The organism is Methanofastidiosum sp. (assembly GCA_020854815.1).
GTDB lineage: Archaea > Methanobacteriota_B > Thermococci > Methanofastidiosales > Methanofastidiosaceae > Methanofastidiosum.
The window spans coordinates 22,279-46,723 of the sequence record JAHKLW010000033.1 but is presented as its reverse complement, the minus strand read 5'-3'; the positions used below and the strand labels follow the sequence as shown (position 1 = coordinate 46,723).

Annotated in this window: 22 protein-coding genes; 5 read left to right on the top strand and 17 right to left on the bottom strand. The window is 33.3% G+C overall.

The window, feature by feature from the left end:
• Positions 1-153: 153 nt before the first annotated feature.
• The 12 genes from xth to KO464_04450 all read right to left on the bottom strand — a co-directional run bounded on the left by xth (position 154) and on the right by KO464_04450 (position 13,381).
• The gene (gene xth / locus KO464_04505) at positions 154-930 is read right to left on the bottom strand and encodes an exodeoxyribonuclease III (protein MCC7572635.1); all 777 of its coding nucleotides are present in this window, start codon (positions 928-930) and stop codon (positions 154-156) included.
• A gap of 8 nt (positions 931-938) precedes the next feature.
• Positions 939-2,123: an HD domain-containing protein gene (locus KO464_04500; GenBank protein MCC7572634.1), complete on the bottom strand. Its 1,185-nt coding sequence runs from the start codon at positions 2,121-2,123 to the stop codon at positions 939-941.
• Between the two features lie 8 nt (positions 2,124-2,131).
• Positions 2,132-3,397, bottom strand: coding sequence for a class I tRNA ligase family protein (locus tag KO464_04495; GenBank protein ID MCC7572633.1), 1,266 nt, complete (start codon positions 3,395-3,397; stop codon positions 2,132-2,134).
• 329 nt (positions 3,398-3,726) lie between these two features.
• Positions 3,727-4,143 (bottom strand): phosphoheptose isomerase, encoded by a 417-nt coding sequence (locus KO464_04490; protein ID MCC7572632.1) that lies wholly within the window; start codon positions 4,141-4,143, stop codon positions 3,727-3,729.
• Positions 4,144-4,299: 156 nt separating this feature from the next.
• Entirely contained in the window at positions 4,300-5,424 is a 1,125-nt protein-coding gene (gene dnaJ / locus KO464_04485; GenBank protein MCC7572631.1) for a molecular chaperone DnaJ, read from the bottom strand.
• Positions 5,425-5,455: 31 nt separating this feature from the next.
• Positions 5,456-7,366, bottom strand: coding sequence for a molecular chaperone DnaK (dnaK, locus tag KO464_04480; GenBank protein ID MCC7572630.1), 1,911 nt, complete (start codon positions 7,364-7,366; stop codon positions 5,456-5,458).
• Between the two features lie 35 nt (positions 7,367-7,401).
• On the bottom strand, positions 7,402-7,944 hold the full coding sequence (grpE, locus tag KO464_04475) for a nucleotide exchange factor GrpE (protein ID MCC7572629.1): 543 nt from the start codon (positions 7,942-7,944) through the stop codon (positions 7,402-7,404).
• Between the two features lie 8 nt (positions 7,945-7,952).
• Positions 7,953-8,195 carry an ArsR family transcriptional regulator gene (locus KO464_04470; GenBank protein ID MCC7572628.1) on the bottom strand — a complete coding sequence of 81 codons (243 nt, stop codon included), beginning with the start codon at positions 8,193-8,195 and terminating at the stop codon, positions 7,953-7,955.
• Positions 8,138-8,398 carry a hypothetical protein gene (locus KO464_04465; GenBank protein MCC7572627.1) on the bottom strand — a complete coding sequence of 87 codons (261 nt, stop codon included), beginning with the start codon at positions 8,396-8,398 and terminating at the stop codon, positions 8,138-8,140. Before KO464_04465 ends, KO464_04470 begins: the two co-directional genes overlap by 58 nt.
• 86 nt (positions 8,399-8,484) lie before the next feature.
• Positions 8,485-11,472, bottom strand: a complete 2,988-nt coding sequence (locus tag KO464_04460) for an ABC transporter permease (protein ID MCC7572626.1) — start codon at positions 11,470-11,472, stop codon at positions 8,485-8,487.
• Positions 11,450-12,142 (bottom strand): ABC transporter ATP-binding protein, encoded by a 693-nt coding sequence (locus KO464_04455; protein MCC7572625.1) that lies wholly within the window; start codon positions 12,140-12,142, stop codon positions 11,450-11,452. Before KO464_04455 ends, KO464_04460 begins: the two co-directional genes overlap by 23 nt.
• 27 nt (positions 12,143-12,169) lie before the next feature.
• Positions 12,170-13,381 carry a hypothetical protein gene (locus tag KO464_04450; protein MCC7572624.1) on the bottom strand — a complete coding sequence of 404 codons (1,212 nt, stop codon included), beginning with the start codon at positions 13,379-13,381 and terminating at the stop codon, positions 12,170-12,172.
• A gap of 203 nt (positions 13,382-13,584) precedes the next feature.
• Here KO464_04450 and KO464_04445 point away from each other — a divergent pair, with 203 nt between their 5' ends.
• The 5 genes from KO464_04445 to KO464_04425 all read left to right on the top strand — a co-directional run bounded on the left by KO464_04445 (position 13,585) and on the right by KO464_04425 (position 17,483).
• Positions 13,585-13,725, top strand: coding sequence for a DUF1003 domain-containing protein (locus tag KO464_04445; GenBank protein MCC7572623.1), 141 nt, complete (start codon positions 13,585-13,587; stop codon positions 13,723-13,725).
• Between the two features lie 145 nt (positions 13,726-13,870).
• Positions 13,871-14,404: a hypothetical protein gene (locus KO464_04440; protein ID MCC7572622.1), complete on the top strand. Its 534-nt coding sequence runs from the start codon at positions 13,871-13,873 to the stop codon at positions 14,402-14,404.
• Positions 14,405-14,483: 79 nt separating this feature from the next.
• A complete protein-coding gene (locus tag KO464_04435) occupies positions 14,484-15,821 on the top strand; it encodes an FAD-dependent oxidoreductase (protein ID MCC7572621.1) in 1,338 nt (445 codons plus the stop codon).
• Between the two features lie 119 nt (positions 15,822-15,940).
• Positions 15,941-16,720 (top strand): transglutaminase-like domain-containing protein, encoded by a 780-nt coding sequence (locus tag KO464_04430; GenBank protein ID MCC7572620.1) that lies wholly within the window; start codon positions 15,941-15,943, stop codon positions 16,718-16,720.
• Between the two features lies 1 nt (position 16,721).
• A complete protein-coding gene (locus KO464_04425) occupies positions 16,722-17,483 on the top strand; it encodes a transglutaminase-like cysteine peptidase (GenBank protein MCC7572619.1) in 762 nt (253 codons plus the stop codon).
• On the opposite strand, the gene KO464_04420 is transcribed toward KO464_04425, so the two are convergent.
• The 5 genes from KO464_04420 to gatD form a co-directional block, all read right to left on the bottom strand.
• Positions 17,484-18,188 carry an acetate--CoA ligase family protein gene (locus KO464_04420; GenBank protein ID MCC7572618.1) on the bottom strand — a complete coding sequence of 235 codons (705 nt, stop codon included), beginning with the start codon at positions 18,186-18,188 and terminating at the stop codon, positions 17,484-17,486.
• On the bottom strand, positions 18,139-19,548 hold the full coding sequence (locus KO464_04415; GenBank protein ID MCC7572617.1) for a CoA-binding protein: 1,410 nt from the start codon (positions 19,546-19,548) through the stop codon (positions 18,139-18,141). Before KO464_04415 ends, KO464_04420 begins: the two co-directional genes overlap by 50 nt.
• Before the next feature lie 51 nt (positions 19,549-19,599).
• Complete coding sequence (gene asnB, locus KO464_04410) at positions 19,600-21,114, bottom strand: asparagine synthase B (GenBank protein ID MCC7572616.1); 1,515 nt, start codon at positions 21,112-21,114, stop codon at positions 19,600-19,602.
• Positions 21,115-21,233: 119 nt separating this feature from the next.
• Positions 21,234-23,111 (bottom strand): Glu-tRNA(Gln) amidotransferase subunit GatE, encoded by a 1,878-nt coding sequence (gene gatE, locus KO464_04405; protein MCC7572615.1) that lies wholly within the window; start codon positions 23,109-23,111, stop codon positions 21,234-21,236.
• A complete protein-coding gene (gatD, locus tag KO464_04400) occupies positions 23,095-24,384 on the bottom strand; it encodes a Glu-tRNA(Gln) amidotransferase subunit GatD (GenBank protein ID MCC7572614.1) in 1,290 nt (429 codons plus the stop codon). The genes gatE and gatD overlap by 17 nt, the downstream gene beginning before the upstream one ends.
• Positions 24,385-24,445 lie beyond the last annotated feature (61 nt).

The window sequence follows — 24,445 nt, the reverse complement described above, 5'->3', positions numbered from 1 at the left end:
CTGAGAGGCAACGATTCTTGTGGGAAGTTTGTACTTTGTTACCCTAAGTACAATCGCCTCAAGATCTGCATCCTTAAGCTTCATGCCATTTAAGGCAAAAGAGCGATTTAAAGCTAGGCGAAATTTTTAGCAGATTACACAATTTATAATATCTTATGGCATTGATAGTTCTATTCCTATTGGGCAATGATCAGATCCAATTACTTTGTTAAGAATAAATGCCGAATTTAAAGCTTCAATCAAATTATTACTAATGAAAAAATAATCAATTCTCCATCCAACATTTCGTTCTCTTGCTTTACTCTTATAGTCCCACCAGCTGTAATTGCTGGGTTCTTTATTAAAATGGCGAAAAGTGTCTATAAATCCTGTTTCAATAAATTTGTCAATCCAAGCCCTTTCTTCAGGCAGAAAACCAGATATTTTTTCATTTTCCTTTGGTCTTGCAATATCAATCTCTTTGTGGGCAGTATTTACATCTCCACATGCTATTATTTTTTTATCTTGAATAAGTAAATCTTTAGTATAATCTAAAAACATCTGATAAAAATCCATTTTGTATTTCAGCCTTTCATTAGACATTTTTCCATTTGGAAAATAGATGTTTAATAGCCTAAAATTAGGATATTCAAGGATTAAGGCCCTTCCTTCTACGTCGAACTTATCTATTCCGAAATTAGTTTTCACAGATAATGGTTCTTCTTTTGAGTATACTCCTACTCCACTGTACCCCTTTCTTCCCGGTGAAGAGAAATAAGAATAATAATCGGGTATTTCTTTTAATTCGTTATATATATCTTCATCTCTTGCCTTTGTTTCTTGAATACATAGTATATCTGGACTATCGTTCTCTAAGAACTCAAAAAATCCTTTTTTTGCCACTGAACGCAACCCATTTACATTCCAAGATATTATCCTAAGTTTTTTCATTAAAACACCTAATCGAAATCAGCATATATTTCTCCAAAATTTATTCCCGAATTAATGGGATTTTTCTCAGATTCAAATTTCAGAGACCATCTTGCTTTATGCAATTCAGGGCTAGCACTACCATTCTTTATGGCTTCATAAGCCTCTATAAATGCAGAGATTTTATCAATAGCTTTAATTAGTTTACCATCTCTGGGAGAATATTTGTCAAAATTAAATTCTGATTCAATATCTTCATAAATTATCTTGGGCTTTCCTTTATTGTGAATGATATTCTCAAATTCATTTTCAGTAAACATCCTAAGCTGATCATGCCAGTCTTTTGGGATCAAAGGATAGACTTTCTCTTCCATCTGCTCCTTTTCATAACCCTTGATTAATCCCTCTAATCCTTCAACGGATCTTTTTAAAGGGGAATGTATGTCCTTTGTTAGGACTTCGGGCAAATCATGAAAAAGTCCGGTAAAAAAATTATTCACTCTTCTCTTCTCACATGCATCTATTTCAAGGGAGAAAAGGTAGGATAGGATAGCAACAAACATCATATGTCCCAATACAGATGTTTTTGGAACTCTGTGTACATGGGCCCATCTAGCCTGAAATCTAAGTTGACCAGCAAAACTAATAAATCTCCCGAATTTGGTATAAGCTCCAGCTTTTATGCCTTCAAGGTCATAATATCTGTTCTGTTTTTGTTGTAGATCACGCTCAATTCCAATCATTTCGTAATCATGTGTATTCAACTGTTTAATTATGTCAAATTCCCACCTAGTTGCATAAAAGTGAGCGCCGCTAAGAACTCTTTTATTTAATGTATCGTCGCTATCATTAAAGTATGCCCTAAATCTCTCTGAAAAATCTGTGCCTAAAGGAGATATTACTGGTTCTAGCTCTTTAAATACCCACTGATTTAATTTTCTGTATTTGTCTTCATCTTTTTTAAATTCATAGAGAATTGTCGGCTTAAGGTCCGTAATAACTATTCTTTGCAGAAGTTCAAATATGCCTCCTTCTATTATGTCTATCCAGCTGAAATCGCTCTTTTTTTCTTCGTACTTGCCCAAGACATAGGCAATTATCATCTTATGTCCCTGTTTATCAAGTTCTACAAGTTCTAGAGGCCTTATTTTGTCATTCCATCTTTGCATATAAGCAGAATCAAAAATTCTTAATAGTAAAGATTTTCTTATCATAAAGATCACTACTGATTGGTAAATATTACTTGTAGTACCTCATCTATTTTTAGCATTTTATTTGAAATAAGTTCAGAATCTTTATCACTAATCGTCCCTTTCTGTTTATAGGCATATAATTTCTTGATAATCACATAAACATTGTCAAAAGCTTTTTTTACATTTAAGTCATTTCCCATATTTTCTTCAAAGGCATTAGATAACTCGTCTATTAATCTTGACACTGTAGGCGAAGAATATTCAATGTTTTTCATTGTTACAATGTGATTAATCATTCTTACAAATTCATCAAGTTTTATTGAAGTTCTATCAAATTTGTAAAAAGTAAAATTCATTTTTTCACGATAGTGAGAATATATCAAAAAGAATCGTATTTCTTTGATTGAATAACCATTTTTTATAAGATCTTCAACATACAGAATATTATTTTTTCTTTTTGACATCTTTTTTCCATTTACAAAAAGATGATGACCATGTAACCAATAAGGGCAAAAATCTTCTCCAGAGCAGCTTTCCATTATAGCAATATTATAGTCATGGTGCATTAATCTGTTATCAATACCGCCACAACAGATATCAACTTTAGCCCCTAATGAATGCATAATAATCCCTGGGTCTTGAGCATTCCATGCTGGCCACCCCCTCCCTATTGGCGCATCCCAACATGGATAGGCTTCATCTTTACAGGAATGCCATAGAATAAAGTCACCTAAATTCCATACATTATTTGAATAATTATCTCTTTTAAATCGAATCTTCTTTTTTGGCCATTTAGTCATGTCGAGACCATACAGTTTTCCAAAATTTTTAAATTTAGTAGGATCAAAATAGATATCTTCTTTATAGTAATACGCATAGCCCTTTTCTACCAGTTTTGCAATTATATTAATTGTCTCCTCAATCGCTTCTGTTGATCTTACGATGTAAGTTGGAGTCTTAATGTTAAGAAGTTTTATTTCATCATGAAATATATCTGCTATTTTTTTTGTCAATTTTTTTACAGTTGTCCCCTTGACTTTAGCTTCTTCGATTGCTTTATCTTCAATATCGGTAAAATTCATCAATCTTGTTACTTTATATCCCAAATATTCCAAATATCTCTGGAGTATATCTTCAAATATAAAAGTTCTATAATTTCCAATATGTGGTTTTCGGTAAATTGAAGGGCCACATGTGAACATTTTAATTTCTTTTGATTTAGGTATATCTAGCTTATCTATTCTTTTAGTTAAACTATTAAAAAAATAGAAATTCAAATCACTCTCATAACTCATATAAGTACTTATGAAACAAGAATATAAAAATATTTCTAACTATGATCGATATAAAAAAGGATACAATTAATCTCTATTATTTATTTTTATTCAGATTATTTTATAAGAACTATGGAATATTTTAGTTATAACTATATTTGGGTAATCTATAAGATAAAATAATAATGATACAAAAAGAATAGAACAAAAAAAAATATTTTTTTCATATTTTATATTAAACTAAGGAAATTTATTTGCTTTTATAATTAACATATTCAAGGAATTCTCTGTTATCTAATTAACCGCTGAACCAAGGTTCTAAATGTACAATGTAAAATATTTTTAAGAATTTATTCAAAAACTTGTATTTCTTTAGTTTTTTTAACAAACTCCCCAAATTTACCTTCAAATCTTGTCGCTCTTATGTCTTTATCGTCAATATAGTGATAATTTCCACCCCTAGGTTTACCAAAAATAATGTTATGGTATTTGATTTCATGTTCTTTTAACCATTTGACCGTTACATCTCTCTCTTTTTCTGTTCTAGAGGTAAAAAATGTAATGATGTGACCTTCATCGTACCATTTATTAATAGTTAATTTAGCATTTGGAATCTCATTTGCAGATCCCATCCTTTCTGGCTCTTCGTTTGGTATGTCATCACATATTACTCCATCAATATCTATAATGAAGTTTTTCAACCCTTCTAGTAATCTAGGACTTGTTTTTTTTCCATTAGGGCCAATGTTCTCTCTAAGATAGGTCATTCTTCTCCCCCATATATATATAACAATTGATTGCTGTACTATTTATAGGTTATTATTATCTAAGATTAGTTAATCTGTAAGTATATACTCTATTTTATAGCTTTCAATGTTACAATTGTATTTTTGATGCTCATAGAATTAAGTGGAGAGAATAAATTAATTAAGATTCTCTTTTCTTACCTGAGCATATTTTTTCAGTATGTCTTTTTCTTCTGAGGTTAAATTCTTTGGGATTTCAATCTTTATTTTTACGAGAAGATCGCCTGTTCCAAACCCTCTAATTTTAGGCATGCCCTTACCTTTTAATCTCAAAATAGTTTCTGGTTGGGTTCCTGTTGGAACCTTCACATTTGCTTTCCCATCAATTGTAGGTACGGATAATGAGCAGCCTAATGCAGCTTGAGCTATCCCAATTGGTTGTGAATATATCAAATCTGGGCCTTCTCTCTTGAATTTGCTATGAGGGATAATTTTGATCTCAACATATAAATCCCCAGAGGGGGCCCCAACTGACCCAATTTCGCCTTCTTGGGATATTCTAAGGGTACTTCCGTCTTCAATACCTTTAGGTATGTCTATGCTAATTGTTTTTTCTCCACGCACACTGCCAATGCCGCTACATTTAGGGCATTTTTCTACAATTACCTTACCCCTTCCCCCACAAGTATTGCATGCAGTGACTGTTGCAAAAGTGCCAAAAACTGTATCTCTCCTAGCTTGAACTCTGCCGGTGCCTCCACATGCAGGACAAACTTTTGGAGGAGAACCTCCTTTTGATCCAGTTCCTTGGCAATCAGAACATTTTAGTCCTTTATTCATTTTAAGTGATTTTTTTGTTCCGGTGTATGCTTCTTCAAGTGTTATAGATATCTCTGTTTTAAGATCTCTACCTCTTTGTGGGCGGTAACTTCCTCCTCTTTGTCCAGAAGAACCAAAAAATATGTCAAAAATAGAATCCCCAAAACCTCCTCCTCCAAAGCCACCTCCAAAGATGTCTTCTAAATCGGAGAAATGAGTAAAGTTACTCCATTCAAATCCTTCTCGCCCAAACTGATTATTTACCCCTGCATGGCCATATTTATCATAGTTAGCTTTTTTATTTTTGTCCATCAGGATTTCATATGCTTCAGAAATCTCTTTGAATTTTTCTTCAGCTGCTTTATCTCCTTTGTTGAGATCAGGATGATATTTTTTAGCAAGTCTTCTGTATGACTTTTTTATTTCATCGTCACTAGCATTTTTATTAATTTCTAGAATTTCGTAGTAGTCTCTTTTAGTCATCCTAAAACCTCAAAATAATAGAAAAAATAAATTAATCTTTTTTATCTTCGTCTGTTACTTCAAAATCAGCATCGTAAACGTTATCGCCTGCATTAGTTTGACCTTCAGTTTTTGGTTCCTCGCTTGGCTGTTCTTGAGAGCTTTGTGTCTGTTGATAAATCTTAGCACTTATTTCGTACATTGCTTTGGATAGTTTCTCTGTTTTTTCATTTATTTCCTGAGGATTATCACCATTCATGGAATTCTTTAATTCAGTGATTAACGCTTCTAATTCGGATTTCTTTGATGAATCTATTTTATCTGCAAAATCTTTTATTGCCTTTTCAGTTGTATATACCACAGTATCTGCCTGATTTCTTGCTTCTACTAATTCTTTCTTTTTAGTGTCTTCTTGTGCATTCGCTTCGGCTTCTTTTTTTAGATTTTCTATTTCATTCTTGGATAAATTGGCCGATGCTTGTATTGTAATGCTCTGTTCTTTTCCGGTTCCCTTGTCCTTAGCTGTGACATTTAGAATTCCATTTGCATCAATATCAAATGTAACTTCTATTTGAGGTACACCCCTCGGAGAAGGTGGTATACCGCTTAGAGTAAATTTACCAAGAGTATGGTTGTTTGCCGCTATTGGTCTTTCTCCCTGAAGTACGTGTATTTCTACTGAAGATTGATTATCTGTAGCTGTTGAGAAAACTTCACTTTTCTTTGTAGGTATAGTTGTATTTCTATCAATCAATTTAGTGAATACTCCTCCTAAAGTTTCGATTCCTAGGGATAATGGCGTGACGTCTAGAAGAAGTACATCCTTTACTTCCCCTTTTAATACCCCACCTTGAATTCCTGCACCAATTGCCACACACTCATCAGGATTTATGTCTCTTCTCGGTTCTTTGGCAAAGTACTGTTTTACATAGTTATATACTTGGGGCATTCTTGTTGATCCACCTACAAGTAATATAGAATCAATGTCTTCTGGTTCTACCTTGGCATCAGTCATTGCTTGTTGGATTGGTTTCATTGTTCTATCGATGAGATCCTTTGTCATTGCTTCAAATTTAGATCTAGATAAAGACACTTCTAAGTGTTTTGGCCCAGTTTCGTCTGCAGTTAAATATGGTAAGTTAATAGAGGTTTCAGCTAATCCAGACAATTCAATTTTTGCCTTTTCAGCAGCTTCTTTTAATCTTTGCATAGCCATTTTGTCTTTAGTTATATCTTTTCCATATTGTTTTTTGTATTCTTCAACTAACCATTCGACTACGCGCTGATCCCAATCGTCACCGCCCAAATGAGTATCGCCATTTGTAGATTTTACCTCAAATACTCCTTCGCCTATTTCAAGAATTGAAACATCAAAGGTACCCCCTCCGAGGTCATAAACGAGGACAGTTTGCTCTTCCTGTTTATCAAGGCCGTACGCAAGAGTTGCTGCCGTAGGTTCATTGATAATTCTTAAGACTTTAAGTCCGGCTATTTCTCCGGCATCTTTTGTTGCTTTTCTTTGAGAATCATTGAAGTAAGCGGGAACAGTGATAACGGCTTCAGTGATTTTTTCTCCAAGATATGCTTCTGCATCATCTTTAAGTTTACTAAGGATTTTTGCAGAAAGTTCTTCAGGAGTATAATCCTTTCCACCAAGAACTATTCTTACTTCCTGATTATTTCCTGATTTTATTGTATACTGGATAATCTTTTTTTCACTGTCAACTTCATCATACCTTCTGCCAATAAATCTTTTAACTGAATAGGCAGTGTTTTCTGGATTTGAAACAATCTGATTCTTTGCCACTCTGCCTACCAACCATTCACTTTTTGATGAAACGCCCACAACGGACGGAGTAGTTCTTCCACCTTCTGCGTTGGGTATGACAAGAGGTTGACCTTTATCTATTATGGCCATACATGAATTTGTTGTTCCTAAATCAATTCCTAATACTTTTCCCATTATAATTCACCTCATTTTATATAATACCATATTAATTATTCATTTTTTGTTACTTTAACTCTTGAAGGTCTTATGACCCTATCATTTAAAATATATCCTTTTTGAAATTCTTCCACTACTGTATTATCCTCAGTCTCTTCTGAACAAGTTGTGGCCAAAGCTTCGTGGTAGTATGGGTCAAATTCTTTGCCTACACATTCAATCTCACATAGTCCATGAGTACTGAGTACATCCCTTAGATCTTTGTATATAAGTTCCATTCCTTTCAGCACTTCTCCCCTGTCTAAAATATCTTTCTCTGAGTCTTTATAGACTTTTATTCCTCTTTCTATATGATCAAGCACGTTTAAAATTCCCATTATTACATCCTGTAGAGCATATTTTCTTGTATCGTCTTTTTCTTTTTCCGTTCTTTTTTTAAGATTCTGAAAATCTGCTTCGCTTCTTAATAGTCTTTCAAAAGTTTCCTTTAACTTTGATTCATTTTGGGAAAGCTGGTCCTCAAGTTGAGATATTTTTTTTTCTAGTTCAGTGATTTTGTCTTCATTATTCTCAAGTATTTCATTTTCTTCTGCCATTACAACACCTATAATTTTTTATAGATTCTATTCTCCCTTGGGAAGCCAAAGCAATTGTCCATATAGGTTGCAGCTTTCTCTAGTCGTTCAAAGAGTCTATCAAAATTCCCTCTAATCTCCATCATTGTTCTAGTTAGATTTCCACCTCGGAGAGTATAATTTCTTCCACTTTTTCTTATAAGGCCACATTCAATTAGCTTGTTGAGTTGATTGATAACGGCTCCACGAGACATCGAGAGTTCTTCCGCCAAATCTGTACTTGAAATGCCATATCGATGGCTGATTTTTCAATTATCGCCCTAAATACTGTAATTGCTGTCTTGTTTACATCCCTGCCAGTAACAATTCCTAAAGACTCACAAACACATTTCATGTATTCTACTGGAGAATCGTCAAACGGCGCATCTAAATCTCTGACAACTATTCGCATTGGACAGCTTCGTGAAACGGCCACTTAAGTTCACCTGAAGTTAATCTAATCAATCCATTTATAAGATTTTCGGTTATCTTGGTTTTGTCCAGATGGTACTGGACAATTTATTATTCATATCTTAGAACAGATAAGGGTCTTATTTTTGAAGTGTTGTACGCCGGTATGATTGACGCTAAGACAGAAACAACGAGGGATAAGGTGAATATGCCCATCAATATGGCAAAACTAATAGGAATGTTACCAATCTGTAAGATTAAAGATAATCCTACGAAAGCCATGTATAGAATTACTAAAGAAAGGATTCCCCCTATTGTACCTATTGCCAGATTTTCAACTGCAAGATTCTTTAACACCGTAAGATTACTTGCCCCGATTGCTTTCATTATGCCTATTTCTCTCTTTCTATCAAGTATAGAGAGATACATTGTATTAGATATTACAATTATTGCGACAAAAAGAGAAAATGATGCAAGCAAAGATATAGGAATAACTACTTGATCTATTAATCTATTTACTATCGACAACACTTCTGAAGATTCAAACACGTAATAGTCAGGCGCAAACATTGATTTAGTTTTTTTAGATAAAGATTCTAACTGTCCTTCTTTTGCAATTACATTGAGGGTATAGGAATATATATCTGGAAATGTTCTTTCTAAAGCCTTGTAGGGAATGATAATCTCCGCATCCTTATTGAATGGTCCCTCTCTAATTTCCCGAATAATAAATATCTTTTTGTAATCATTTTCTTCTAGCAGTAAAGTGTCGCCTTTCTTTAAACCTAACGATTGTGCCAGTTTTGTAGATATTATTATGCCTTCTGTGTCATATCTGCCAAAAAATTCATTTTCTAATTCTAAACCGACTATATTCGCTTTTGGATTTGAGAAAATTGGAATGAATTTAGCTTGAGACGGAGGCAATACAGAAACATAATCCTTTAGACTGAGGTTATTTATCTCTAAAATATTAAATTGTTTATTTGAAGATGTTCTTCTAATCTTGTCTTGAGTTTCAACTGAAGTTATAATTCCCAGATTTGAAGAGGGAGGTCCACCTCCTTGGAAACTTGGGGAATATACTCCAACAATCTCCATGTCAACATTGTAATCATTAAATTCAAATGTAATCTTATCGCCTACATCAAACCCAAATGTCTCTACACATCTAGTTGACACGATTATTCTGTTTTTTCCAATGTCTTGTTTATCTAGAAGCCTTCCTTTTATTGTTCTAAATGTTACCAGATTAAGAGGATTATGTTCAAGATTTCGGCCCCCTATATTTACATTTAAACATCCCTCTTCGGCTTGTTTACGTTTCTCCTCTGTAAAATCACTAATATATCTATAGATATCTTTACCATTGACTGCCTTAATATTCACTGAAAATCCTGAGAATTCATCTGTTGTTCTATAAATAGTTTTTACTTCTTCCATTAGTAAAAGTCTTTCTTCCATTATCGAAATTTTTGAATCGGATATTCCATTTATCTGAACATCATAGTCTGCAAATGAGGAAAAAGCGTCGGCTACAAAATCTTTAAGTCCTTCACCAGTTGTTAATACTGCCCCAACACTTCCAAGTCCAATTGCAATTGCCAAAAGTGCTGTTGCAACGGTCCAATGATTTCGTTCTATACTCCTCAGGCCTAGCTTTAGAGATACAAGATTAAATGTTGGGAATCTTGAAACTAATCTAATTATATATCTTGCAACAATCGTGAAAATGAACATTAAGAGAATTAATCCATAAACCCCAAGAACTAATAATAATGAACGTAAATTAATATAGAGTATGCCCCCAAAGACTAAAAAAGAGATAAATACTATTTTTATGAATCCCCAATCCCTATAAAAGGGTTTTTCTCCTTCCATGTCTTTAAGAACTATTATTGGCCTAATCTGACTTCCAATATACGCGGGAACAATTTGAAATGTCAATACTGAAAACACGCCCACTAGAAATCCATATACTAAAATGAACGGATCAATTACTAAAATTAGAGGTGTATTAAATAATGCCTCGGCGACTAATACTAGTTGAGTAGAGATTATAATTCCTAAAATAACACCTAAAAGGCTGCCAGTAACACCTAGAAGTAACGCTTCGAAAAGAAAGAAATTAAGTACTTCTCCACTTTTAATTCCTACGGCTTTCATTGTCCCTATTTCTTTTTTTCTCTCCTTCATTGAAATAAACATTGTTGTGATTATGCCTATAGCACCAACTAATAATGCTATAATACCTGCAAGTCCAAAAAACTGAAGTACTGGCCTCAATATCTGAATTGTTTCTTTATTTTGATCTACATAATTATTAACTCTAATATCATATTTATTTCTCTCAATGAACTCTGTTTTTAAAGACCTCTCAGCATCATACATTAATGAATCGTTCTGAGTTTTTATGAAAAAACTTGTTGCATCTCTTTCATTAAGTTTAAGTAATTCAAGCATCGTTTCATGCCTTATTATCCCAACTCCAAAGATATCTGCAACTCCTCCTCCTTCTTTTACTATGCCTACAACTTTGAATTCGGTTCTTCCATTATCTGAAAGAACTGGAAGTGTATCGCCTAATTTTAATTTAAGATTTTGAACTAATATGTCATTGACTACAATGTCATAAGGTTCTTTTATCAAAGAATTAAATTTAGCACCTTCTGGTTCAATAACAGGGATCTCGTTATAAAGAGGATATTTCCCTATTTCAACTCCTCTGAGACCTAAAAATGTCTGAGTTACGCCCTCTCTTTGGATATCAGTTCCTCTAACAGTATCTATCTGATAAGTGTAATCTTGAATTGTACCCCTATCTCTCAAAGAGATGATAAATTCCTCTGTTTCTTTGAAGTCGAATTCACCAGTTCTAAAGCCAATTGCATCCATATCTAGACGCAAATCTCCTCCAAAATAGTATTTAACACTACTTTGAAGAGTGTAATCGACAGAATTTCCCATAAGGCTAATTGCCACTATTGAGGATATACTTATGGCAATCGCAAGTAAAGAAAAAAGAGATCGTTGTTTTCTTCTTAAAAGGGAGGTTGCAGCATATTTAAAATATATGTTAATTTTTGATTTTTCCAACATTTGTCTCCCTTTCCAATCTTCCATCTCTGATATGAATAATACGATCGGCGATCTTAGCTACTTCATCAGAATGCGTAACTAAAAAAATAGTAGAGCCATAATCTTCCCTTAATCTCTTAAATAGATTTAATATTTTAACTTCTGTCTTAGTATCTAAGTTACCCGTAGGTTCATCACCGAAAAGAATTTTAGGATTATTTATTAATGCTCTTGCGATAGCTACTCTTTGCTGTTCACCGCCGCTCATCTCGTTCGGCTTGTTATTCCTTCTGTGGCTAAGTCCTACTATCTCAAGAAGCTCTTCAGGATCTTTTTTCTTGCCTTTAACAAAATAAGCAGGTAACATCACATTTTCAATTGCCGTAAGAGTTGAAACGAGATTATATGCCTGGAAAACGAATCCAATTTTCCTACCTCTGATCTCTGCAAGTTTACTTTCAGGAAGCCTTGTTATATCAATTCCATCTATTAGTATTTTACCCGAAGTAGGTAAGTCTAAACCTCCAAGTATCCCCAAAAGTGTACTCTTACCTGACCCAGATGGCCCCATTAAAGCGACAATTTCTCCTTTTTCTACGGTAAGGTCTATTCCCCGCAAAATAGGAATCTGAGCATTTCCAAGAGTATAGCACTTGTATAGTGCCCTTGCATCAATTACCGGTGGTTCCATTTTTACTTAACCTCTAAAGATTTCAATTTATTGCTCAGATATCTCTTTAGAAGACCCCTCTTTTTTCGATTTTCTTCTTTTTCGGTATAGATATATTCCACCAATAATCATAGCCAGTACTATTACAGGAACAATCAAATTAGCCGCAACTTGTCCTCCAGTTGCTTGAGGGATAGAATTGACAGATACAAAGAACTCTTTTTCATTAGTATGCGAACCTTGATCGTCATTGTAAGTAATAATGAGTTTGCATTTAATTTCTCCATTATTTGCTCCAGAATTTAAGGCAAAAACCCCATTGGCATAATCCCCTTTTTGAATCTTACCAAGGTATGCTTCACTGTCTCCAGTAAACGGAGATTCAATTTTTAGTTTAACGTTATCTGCGTTGGTTGTTCCAATATTTTCTATCTTCAATGTTAACACAAAAGGCTGATTCTGGACAATTCTTGTTGGATCTGTTGTTCTTCTACCAAGTTCCAACTGGGGCTGTCCTCTTATCTTTAGACCAAGAACTTCATTTTGAGTATAGGTTACTCCAAGATTATCTTGAAAAGTTAAAACAAGAGACATGATATGATTCTTTGGAACGATATCCTTACCAATTGAGAGATCATACGATGCAATAATATATTCTCCTGTCCTTAAGTCTTGGAATGTTTTAGTTAGTGATGAAGAAACTGGAACAATCCCGGGATCCTGTGTGTTAAGTTCTACTTTTATCCATTGTAGTCTGTTACCTCCAACATTCTTCAATCGGAGATTAATATTAAATATTTTCCCAGGATCAACTGTTTGCCCTTTTACTCCATCAATAGAAAAGTCTTCAACGCTAACAAGAGTATCTCCAATAACTTTGACTTCTATCTCCTCACGATAATTTCCCCTATTTGTTTCAATAATCACGGGAATTTTGTAATTTCCATATGCAGCCCCGCCGTCAACATCGACTACAAAAAAAGCCCCTTTGGGAATTGTTGTAAGATTTCCAATAACAAACTGATCTGATTCTTTACGGGAAGCTGAAAAGGGAGCTGAAAGATCTAGATATACTTTTACAGTCTGAAATTCTAAAGAAGTTTCATTATTTATTGTAACTGTAACTAAATTATTTTCTGTACCAGCTTTAAGAGATGATCCTTGGAGTACAATTACATCAAAATTTTTATTATCTGCAGAAACAAATGTCAATGATGTTAAAAGCAACATCCCAATTATTAAATAAGTTATTAATTTCATTATACCTCCACCTATAATTGCCTTGAGATTTCTACAATTATTCTTCTTATATGTTTTTCGACTACTCTTTATGAAAATAGAAATTTATATTTAACTTTTGGAGAAAAGGCATCCGATTGGGCCACATCTAAGATAGGCTCGTGGAAATTCATTTTTGTTCGGTTATTTTATCAATATGGGTATCTTTGAATATTACTGCATGAATTAATCAATGGTATCCTTACCCATTCATATTCTTAAATCTAGTTGTTTCCTTATTGGCATCTTATATTGTGCCTATCATAATGATGGGCCAAACAGACAAGATGCAAAAACTAGATTGGAAACGCATGCCGATTACTTGATACATTTAAAAGCAGAAGAAGAAATGATGGTAATACTGGATAATCTTGATGCAAAAAATAATGCTAAAAAATTAATTTATGAAAAAATATCTTCTCTATAAGATTCACCAAATAAGAAATAATAAATCTATTCCGACGTGATAAGTTGAAATATAAAAAATTTAAAACTTTAGGTACAATTTATATATTGACTTTCTTTCTCTTCGGGAGTTTAAGAAATGCCATACCTGAAAGTTTTATTGAATTAGGATACCTAGGTATATTTATTTCGGGCATATTCTATGTATTTTCCTTTACCGCACCGATTGCAACTGCTCTAATTTTAATATTTTCGGCCAATAAAAATATCTTATTATTGGGTATAATTGCGGGTATTGGGTCTTTAGTAGGCGATGTAATAATATTCCACTTTATACGTATATCATTTAATGACGAGATAAAAGATTTTTCACAACATAAAATTTCTCTTTTTACATTGAACAAAATACCTGAAACTTATCGAAAATATCTGGCATATATCATAGGGGCATTTTTTATATCATCGCCTCTCCCCGATGAAATAGGGGTTGTAATTCTAGCTTTGGTAAAAAACATAAAACTTAGACACTTCGGGATTATCTCTTATGTTCTGAATACAGCAGGTATTTTTTTGATAATTATTCTAAGAAATGCTTTGTGAATGAAGATGTGAATAGTGGCCAGTACTATATAGATATTAAACCTTAACTTTAAAAGGTCTTTATCTTTTTATAATAGACATGCCAAAACACCTTGTAATTATAGGTGCAGGAGCTGCGGGCCTACCTGTTGCTTCTCAAGTAAGGAGAAAAAACAAAAATATAGAAATAACTGTAATTACAGATCGCGAATATTTCGCTTATAGTCCTTGTGGCATTCCATTTGTAATTTCTGGGATGATTAATTCATTCGATACACTCATTCTTAGAGATATGAAATATTATTCCGAAATGAACATTAACATATTGAATAATACTGCTGTTTATAAAATAAATATGGACGATAATGAGATTATTTTGGGTAATGAAACATTAAAATATGATATTTTAGTAATCGCCACTGGGGCAAAACCAATAATACCTCCTGTTCCGGGAATAGATCTTGAGGGCGTTTATTTTTTGAATTCTCTAGAAGACGCCTTTAAAATATCTAACTCTTTAAAAAACACAAAATCGCCAACAATTATAGGCGCTGGGGCGATAGGTCTCGAAATGGCCCATGCTTTTCTTAAAAAGGGGCTCAAATCAAGAGTCATTGAAATGAAAGATCGTGTTCTCCCAAATATGCTTGATAAGGATATGAGTATCATAGTAGAAAATTATCTAACATATCTAAATATGAATATACATACGTCCACAGTCGCTTCAGCAATTCTAGGTGAGAAAAAAGTAAATCATGTTAAAGCCAATGGAAATGAGTTTGAAACGGATTTAGTTCTTGTGTCAGTGGGTGTAAGACCAAATGTAGAATTGGCAAAAAACGCAGGTATTGAAACTGGAAGTACTGGAGGAATTGTTACAGATGCCTCACTAAGGGTGAGAAGGAAGGGTAAATTCCTTAAGAATGTATATTCTTGTGGTAATTGCGTTGAAGTAACAGATATTATTACCCATAAATCAACAATAAGTGCATTAGGATCCACAGCGATAAGGCAAGGTGTAGTGGTAGCAGATAATATTAATGGAAAAAATTCAGTTTTTGGGCCCATATCGAGTCCAAGTATAGCTGTTATTGGAGAATTGGAAGTTGGTACAGTAGGGATTACAAAAGAAAAGGCACTAGAATACGGGATAAATCCAATAGAAGGTAATGCAAAAGGATTAACGAGAGCAAAATATTATCCACGTGGAGAAGATATCTACGTTAAGATATTGTCTGACAGTGATTACAGAGTAATTGGGGCCCAAGTTATTTCTAAAGAAGGAGTAAAAGGAAGGATAGACGCTATGTCACTCCTTATAGGTAGGAAAACAACAGTTCATCAACTTGCAACTTCAGAAACGTCATACGCCCCCCCAATATCTAGCGCTCTAGATCCCCTTACAATGGCAGCAAGAAAAATAATCGGTTCTGATTAGTATACAACTAATAACTTATCTCTTTAAATCTTAAATATTTTTAATAATAAAGAATTCCAAATTAAATCATATATTTGATTTAAGTTATTCTTAAATATAGATTTAATATTTAAAAAAATATGATGAAGAGATTTTTTGTTGTTTCTTTTTTTATATTTGGAATTATATTGTTTTCGTTTATGTTTATGTCAGAAACACACAAATTAAACTTTCAAATAAAATCAAATTACCAAATAGAAGAAAAAATTATGGAATCATATTTAGAGCTTCAAGAAACTAATTCTACTTTAATGGAAAAAGGATTTGAACTTGAAGAAATGGTCCAGTATAAAGATAAATTAAATGAAGAAGAATTATTTCTCCTAGAATCCCAAAATAAATTAAATCAAGAAATTAGTTCTTATAAGATATATGAATCAAAAGATCCTAGAATTTTTGTTGATTTAAATGATTCTTTAGTTACCGAAACTCTTAATCAGATTATTACTCCTAGTATGGGAAATGCGGAAAAAGCTAGAGCAATATTCAATTACGCAAGAGACGAAATTAAGAAAGACGATAAGCTAATACGAAATGGTAGAATCGACTACTGGAACTATCCAAAAAATATTATTCAAAGCAAAAAAGGAGAATATGAAGATAAAATTATTTTATTAGTTTCTATGCTTAGGGCCTCTGGATTCAGTGAAAATGACGTTGAAGTGGTTGGTGCAAAAATAAATTTGCTCAATTCCACTTCTTCAGATATATGGGTAGAGCTGAAACTGAATGGAAATATATATTTGCTTTTACCCAGGGAAAATAATAATTTTGATTCATTTAATAAAAATGATATATATAAGGTATATAGTGTCGAAGAATTATTCAGATTCAATGATAAAAAACTGATGAGGTCATAAAATGGAATACAAAAATTTTAAGATCCTAATTATCATCCTAATGATCTTTTCATCAGTTTTATTTTCAGGTTTTTTAATTAAGCATTACCAATATAGCAATAGTTTAATCCAAGAGAAAGAACTAGAGAATAGACTTCTTTACTACAATAACGAAAGATCTAATATTGAAGCTAAAGTTAAGGCGATAGAACTTAATATTGTCACTGAAAACAAAAACATAGAGAATCTTAAGGACAGAATAAATCAAAGAATCGAAAGTATAAACATATTAAAAGAAGAAATAAATATCTATGAAAAATTAAAAAAATATGATATGACTGTTTTTATAACACCTGAAAATCAGAGTATAAAGTCTTTTTCTAATGGGATTAGTACAAATGACCCTGTTATAATATATAGATTTGTGCGTGATGAAATTAAGTACGAAGAGGATTATCTAACTTACGACTATAGATTCGAATATTGGCAATTACCAGAAGAAACACTTAACTTAAGAACTGGTGACTGTGAAGATCAAGCTATTTTATTGTGCACTTTATTAAGGGCAAAAGGATATAGTCCAGAAGATGTAAAAGTAGTATTTGGTCTCACTTCATCAAATACGGGCCATGCATGGGTAGAGCTTTTTTATCAAGGGAACTGGGTTGTTTTTGATCCAACTAGTAGTGCAAGTGACTATATCGAAAAAACAAGATATTACTCATTAATCAATGCAAGTTACAAAGGCTCTTTTAATGATTTATATTATGAAGCAATTGAATGATTACTCTATTACAATCAACGCATCTACGGCTACAGCACCTTTTTCGGAAACAAATACCGGATTTAAATCGAGTTCTTTTACTTCAGGAAAATCTGAAACAAATTTTGATACTTTTAGCATAATATCCACGAGTGCATCTATATCTGATGGTTTTTCTCCCCTGACACCACAAAGCATCTGATGTGATCTTATCTCAGAAATCATTTCGTATGCATCTTCCATTTCAATAGGGATAATCCTAAAAGATACATCTTTTAATACTTCAACAAATATACCGCCAAGCCCAAACATGAGAACATGGCCAAATTGATTGTCCTTAGAAACTCCTATAATAACTTCTCTTTGCTTTGGCATCATGTGCTGGACTATTACTCCTCTTATGTCTGCATCAGGCTTAAAGTTCTTTGAGTTCTGTATTACCTTCCTATATCCTTCTAAAATATCCTCTGCTTTTGATAAATTCAAAAATACTGCACCTGCATCAGTCTTGTGTTGGATATCGGGTGACGCAATTTTTAGTACTACCGGATACTCTACTTTTCTTGCAATTTTTAGTACTTCTTCTTCAGAAGTTGCAATTCCTTCTTTTGGTACTTTTATCCCATAAGCTTTCATTATTTCCTTAGCTTCATGTTCCATCAAAGAATTTCTTCCTTCAGATCTTACAAATTCCAATATTTTCCTTACCCTCTCTATGGATATCACCTCGAACTATTGCATGATTAACTAAGGCGTATGCTGCTCTAGCTGCTCTCTCAGGAGAAGGGTAAACTGCAAGCCCACCTTCTTCCAATTTTCTAAGGCATGGAGTTATGATTTCTCCTCCTGCTGCTAGAATAATAATGGGTTTATCAGAATTTTTTTTAATATTGAGGATTATGTCTGCAGAATCTAAGGAAAGTGTTGGAACCTGAAGTAACAAAATAACTACGATTAAACCTACGTCTTTATCTTCCATAAGGGATTTTAGAGCAATTTCATAACGTTCTTTATCTGCATCTCCAACTAAGTCCATTGGATTTGAAACAACTACTCTTTCGGGAAACTGGGTCTTTAGCTTTTCTACTGTTTCTTCGCCCAAATTGGCAAGTCTAAGTCCATTCATTTCTAATGCATCTGCTGTCATTACCCCTAGTCCGCCCGCATTAGTCAAAATTGCAACCCCGTCACTCTTAGGATAAACCTGTTTTTCTAGAGCTTTTGCCATGTCAAAAAGTTCTTCAAAATTACTTGCCCTTATTATGTGAGATTGTTTAAATGCAGAGTCATATATTATATCCTCTCCTGCAAGGCTTCCAGTATGGCTTGAAGCGGCTTTAGCTCCAGATTTAGTTTTGCCGGATTTCAATGCGAGAATGGGCACTTTTTTTGAGGCTCTTTTTGCAGATTCCATAAATCTAAGACCACGACGTATGCCTTCAATATACAAACAAATAACTTTTGAGGTTTCATCATCATATAAGTAGTCAATAAGGTCAGCTTCATTTACATCTACTTTATTTCCATAGCTTACAACTTTTGATATTCCAATTCTTTCCTTACTTGTCCAGTCCAATATAAGTCCTGCAAATGCCCCGCTCTGTGAAATAAAAGAAATATTACCTTTTTGAGGGAAAGAAATTTTCTCCTTTGATAAAAATACTGTATTTACGCCAGAAAAATTATCGTAAATTCCTATACAATTTGGACCTATTATTCTAATGCCATATTTATTAGATATCTCTAAAAGATTAGCTTCCCTCTCTTTTTCTCCAATTTCTGAAAATCCTCCAGAAACTATAACTACTCCCTTTACACCTTTTTTACCACATTCTTCTAAAACGTCAGCAACATATTGTGCTGGAATGGCTATAACTACCATTTCAATAGTTTTGGGCACGTCAAGTATACTCTTGTAACTAGGTTTGCCAAAAATAGGTTTTTGTTTAATATTTATTGGGTATAGTTCTCCAGGAAAGTCTTCAAGGAGATTTTTCATTATTTCATAACCCACACTCCCAACAGTGTCTGAAGCGCCTATGACTGCGATAGAAGAAGGATTAAAAAAGAAATCTAAGTCTTTCATATTTTCACAAACTTCTATGGTACTAGCTAATTTAAATATATTTTGTAAAATCTATATTTTTATCAATTCATCCTTTACTATTGATCTAGTCCTGCCCACAGTTTCTGGGTTAATAGAGTCCCCAAATATATCGTTGAATATCCTATAATATAATAGTTCTTCTTTTGATCTTAATATTATATTTTTTCCTATATTTTTTTCTTTGTCGAATTCCTTATTCGATATCTGATTCTCTGCATGATTTGCCATCAAATCTTTTGACCCGGCGCCGTGAGAGAATTTTTCTTTTGGCCTATGAATAATCTCATAAGGCAACATATCTTTGAATGCTTCTCTTAAAATATATTTTTCAACTCTTTTTTTGTGATGTAATTTCCAGGTTACAGGAATCCCTAATGAAGTTTCAATAACATTTTTGTCGAGAAAAGGTACTCTTGCTTCTAAACTAAATGCCATGGTCATCCTATCGGTACGTTGAAGATTTGTATTATGTAGATTAGATATCAGATTGTATAATTCACTTTGGAATTCATACGGATTAGATATTTCTGACATGTATTTATATCCGCCAAACAATTCATCTGCCCCCTCACCAGTTAATATTACTTTAACATATTTTGAAGCCAGCTTTGCAAGAAAATAATTTGGAACTGCGCTTCGGAGTAATGCAGCATCAAAAGACTCCAAGTGCTTTATCACTGTAGGGAGGACTTTTAGAATATCTTCGGCATCATACAAATAAGTATGGTGGTTAGTATCCAAATATTCAGAAACCATTAAGGATAATTCCAAATCCTTACATCCAAGTGTGCCCACAGCAAACGTATCCAAAGGATCTTTTTGCTCTCTTGCTAGGGCCGTTATAATACTACTATCAAGCCCACCACTTAAAGCAACGCCAAGCGGAACATTTTCATCTACAATCAATCTTAATTTAACGGCCTTTTTTAGAGAGTCTTTTATTTTAATTAAATCTTCCTCTAAAAATGGATATGTTTTTAGATTTGGCATTAATGAATTAGAAAAATCATGATATTTTTTAAATCCAAAGTTGGAATGCCAATATGTTCCAATAGGGAATTCATTAATTATCCCGTCTAAACCAGATAGGGCTTTAATCTCTGATGCAAAATAAAGAGTATCTTCATTTTTCAAGTAATATAAAGGCTTTATCCCAATAGGGTCTCTTGCCAAGAATAAACTATTTTTGTTAATAATGGCAAACGAAAACATGCCGTTAAATTTGTTTACAATTTCTGGCCCAAATTTTAAATAAAGTCTTAAAAGCGTTTCAGTGTCAGAGTCAGTTAAAAATTCTTCATTCAATAAAGAGCGTAGATTCTTGTGATTGTATATTTCTCCATTAAAAACTATCAAATGGCCATCATATTCCATTGGTTGTATACCACAATCAACATCAAGTATGGCAAGCCTGCAGTGGCCGTAGGCACCCATTTCAGATTCAACTATATTATTGTCATCCGGCCCTCTATGCAGGATGGTAATTAACCCTTTTGATACACTATCATTATCTCGGCTAGGAAAGCTTCCAATAAAACCACACATTATAATTCCTCCTAAAGAATAAAATTAGGAAATAAAATCTTTAGAATTTTCTTCTAGAAAGTCTTTTGGAAGGGCCTTTAAATAATTAACTATTTTCAAAAATAGGAAGGATATATTTTTTAAGAAGATTTGAGGATTTCTTCTATCTTTTCTTTTAGAATTTTATTGATTAAACTACCGTCAACTTTTCCCCTAAATTCCTTCATGCATAAACCCATTAGTGGAGAAATAGCGCGGTCTCCTTTTTCTATTATGAAATCTCTTTTCTCAAGAATAATTTTCTCAATAGCAAATTCAACATCAGAAGAATTGTTCTCTGAAGAGAATTCTGATATGACTTTTTCAATATCTTCTCCTTTTGAAACTCTCTTCAAAACTTCTTCAATCCCTTCTTTTGCAATTATTCCTTTTGATACTTTCTCAAAAAGTAAGTATAGTGTATCGTCCTCTGTTATATATCCCTCTTCTCTTTCCAAGTTTTTTGATAAGTCTAAGGCCTTAATGAAAATAGTAGATTTTATATCAAGAGAAGATGTAACTCTTTCAAAAAGTTCAGGGTTTTCATACACAATCTTTTCTGCTTCTTCCTTCTTGAGGCCATATTTGGAGACAAATTTGTTTACTTTTTCATCGAATGTTTCTGGTAAATTTTCTTTAATATTTTCAATTAGCTTTGTATCAATGGTAAATGGTAAAATATCAGTTTCGGGGTACATTCTTGCTCTGCCCGGAAGTGGCCTAGAATATCTGGAATTTCCATCTTCTAAGGCATCTCGTGTTTCGTTCGGTACTTCAGAAAAGGCCTTTTTGCATCTTTCAAATACTTCTTCTAAAGCCTTATGGCATATGCTTTCTTTTCCACTGACAATAACAAATGAATCTAATTCATTAATTTTTAATTTAGTTTTTATTTTTCTCACTTCATCGGCAGTTATCCCATAGTTTGGAAGCTCATCTAAGTGAAATAATCCGGATAACCCGTATGTTTTCACATGGTCTGCTAATTCAGTTCCAAATCTTCTGCCTTTTTGTATTTCTTTTCCTAAAATGCCTTTGAAACTTTTCAATTTAATTCCGTAGACGCCGCCATTTTTTTTAATTGAGTTGACAATAACTTTGGATGAAGTATTGGAAAATATATCTGTTATTTCAATGAATTTAAATTCAAGTTCTTTTTCAGAACTTCGACGATGCAATTCTTTTTTGATTTCGACAAGATTAATTTGTCTTTCTATTTCTCTTTCTACCCATAGAGGTATCAATTCTAACTTTTGAACACCTTTTAGTTCAACTCTTCCGCCCTCTTTGATTGAAACATTTAGGTCCTGCCTTATAGTACCAAGACCCCTCTTTACCTTCCCTGTGGCTCTTAAGATTTGGCCTAAAATATACGCCGCTTCCTTTGCTTGTTCGGGATTTGATATGTCTGGCCCAGTGGCAATTTCAACTAAAGGAATCCCCAATCTATCGAGTCTGAATGTTTTAGTGGCCTCATCTTGACTAATTATTCTTGCTGCGTCTTCTTCAAGACATACTGTGAGAATAGAAACAGGCCCTTCTTTTGTTTCAATAAATCCATCTGTTGAGATAAGCATGGTTCTCTGAAATGCTGAAGTATTTGAACCATCAAGAACTGTTTTTCTCATTACTTGTATTTCTTCAATTATATTAGAATTAAGAAGTAATGATACTTCCACCCCTATTATTTTAGCTTCGTCAGAAACGTTATGCGGAGGCTCTTCATCGAGCTCAACGAGACAATTTGAATCATAATACTGATAAATATAGGTTTTTCCTTTCATGTATTCCTTCAATGCAGCAACATCTACTTCACCTATCTCAGAGGGTGTTGGTCTAAGTTTTCGTTCAATCGTATCCAAAGGATTATCCGTTCTAAGAACGGTTGGGCAATGACAAAATAATTTTCTTTTAGTGTTTAGTTGCTGATGAATTTCCAATCCTACTTTAAGGCCAAGTTCTTTATAATCCATTTTTATCACCCTTAATGCGATAGTTTATTTCGCCTGTCATATTATCCAGCATATTTCTTTTTACCTCAAAGTATTCGTTGGTATGGCCCAAAATCCATGAAAGTTTGAGATATGCCGTTTCTGGTAGCATATCCTCAACATAGATAACTCCCATTTCCTCCATTATCCTACCATTTGAGTATACAAATGGATCAACTCGTCCAAAGAGACATTGTGTTGCAAAAACAATTATTACGCCTTCTTCTCTTGCCCTCTTAATTGATTTTACCCATGAAAATTTATCATTTATTGTATCAGTCGGAACATGACCAAGTGCTGATGCTTCAATCACTAATCCTTTATACCCTTTATCGATAAAATAATCAAGAATTTCGGGATTAAAATTTGGATATGCTTTAATAATTGCAGTTCTTTCTTCCAACTCTATATCCGGATATACCTCGTTTTCGTCGTTTCTTACTCTGTAATCCGATAATTTCTCAATTTTTCCGTTCATGAAAACTTTAGCCAATGGTGATGTGTTAATAGGTTTAAAAGTATCTCTTCGGGTAGAATGCATTTTTCTAACTTTTGTTCCTCTAAGAACATTACAATAGGTATCACTCATCTCACCATGCATTACAATGACCGCTTCGCCTATATCTGAATGTCCTGCAACGTATGAAGCACAAATGAGATTCATAGAACCATCAAAACTTCCTCTATCGGGACTTCTTTGCGCACCTACAAGACAAACTGGCTTAGACAGATTTTGAAGCATGAAAGATAAAGCGGCTGATGTATAGTGAAGTGTATCTGTACCATGAGTAATAATTATTCCCTTTGATCCTGAGTTTAATTCTTTTGCCGCTTCTTTGGCTAGGATTCTATAACATTCAAATGTCATTGATTCTGAAGCAATTTGAAAAGGAGAAGAGATATTTCTAAATGTTGCTATATCAGACAGCTCTGGGGCCATAAAAAATATCTCTTCTGGCTTCATTAGCCATCTTACCCCACCAGTTTCATAGTCAACTCTAGAGGCGATTGTACCTCCTGTTGATATAAGGGATATTTCAGGAATATCGTTTCTTTTTTGAAATTTTATTTCAGAAAAAATTTTAGGTTTTTGTTTTTTCTCTACATTGATTATTTCAACAGTGTCTTTCTGGAAACCTATATTATAACCGTTTGATAATTTAATAATAATTGAATCTTTTTTTGGAGAGGGTATCACTATGCCTTCATAACTAATTTGCCCCTTCCTTAATGTAATTACATCTCCAACTTCTGGTTCCATGTCAAAAAATAAGAATAATACTATATAAGTGTTTTACATGATACGAATTTTGGAAATAAAT

What these genes read in the sequence shown, in the direction of transcription:
- KO464_04495 (MCC7572633.1), bottom strand. Translation starts at nt 3,397, where the DNA reads ATGAGTTATGAGAGTGATTTGAATTTCTATTTTTTTAATAGTTTAACT.
- KO464_04425 (MCC7572619.1), top strand. Translation starts at nt 16,722, where the DNA reads ATGGAATACAAAAATTTTAAGATCCTAATTATCATCCTAATGATCTTT.
- dnaJ (MCC7572631.1), bottom strand. Translation starts at nt 5,424, where the DNA reads ATGACTAAAAGAGACTACTACGAAATTCTAGAAATTAATAAAAATGCT.
- KO464_04430 (MCC7572620.1), top strand. Translation starts at nt 15,941, where the DNA reads ATGATGAAGAGATTTTTTGTTGTTTCTTTTTTTATATTTGGAATTATA.
- dnaK (MCC7572630.1), bottom strand. Translation starts at nt 7,366, where the DNA reads ATGGGAAAAGTATTAGGAATTGATTTAGGAACAACAAATTCATGTATG.
- KO464_04455 (MCC7572625.1), bottom strand. Translation starts at nt 12,142, where the DNA reads ATGGAACCACCGGTAATTGATGCAAGGGCACTATACAAGTGCTATACT.
- gatD (MCC7572614.1), bottom strand. Translation starts at nt 24,384, where the DNA reads ATGGAACCAGAAGTTGGAGATGTAATTACATTAAGGAAGGGGCAAATT.
- grpE (MCC7572629.1), bottom strand. Translation starts at nt 7,944, where the DNA reads ATGGCAGAAGAAAATGAAATACTTGAGAATAATGAAGACAAAATCACT.
- xth (MCC7572635.1), bottom strand. Translation starts at nt 930, where the DNA reads ATGAAAAAACTTAGGATAATATCTTGGAATGTAAATGGGTTGCGTTCA.
- KO464_04460 (MCC7572626.1), bottom strand. Translation starts at nt 11,472, where the DNA reads ATGTTGGAAAAATCAAAAATTAACATATATTTTAAATATGCTGCAACC.
- KO464_04500 (MCC7572634.1), bottom strand. Translation starts at nt 2,123, where the DNA reads ATGATAAGAAAATCTTTACTATTAAGAATTTTTGATTCTGCTTATATG.
- KO464_04450 (MCC7572624.1), bottom strand. Translation starts at nt 13,381, where the DNA reads ATGAAATTAATAACTTATTTAATAATTGGGATGTTGCTTTTAACATCA.
- KO464_04415 (MCC7572617.1), bottom strand. Translation starts at nt 19,548, where the DNA reads ATGAAAGACTTAGATTTCTTTTTTAATCCTTCTTCTATCGCAGTCATA.
- KO464_04435 (MCC7572621.1), top strand. Translation starts at nt 14,484, where the DNA reads ATGCCAAAACACCTTGTAATTATAGGTGCAGGAGCTGCGGGCCTACCT.
- asnB (MCC7572616.1), bottom strand. Translation starts at nt 21,114, where the DNA reads ATGTGTGGTTTTATTGGAAGCTTTCCTAGCCGAGATAATGATAGTGTA.
- KO464_04490 (MCC7572632.1), bottom strand. Translation starts at nt 4,143, where the DNA reads ATGACCTATCTTAGAGAGAACATTGGCCCTAATGGAAAAAAAACAAGT.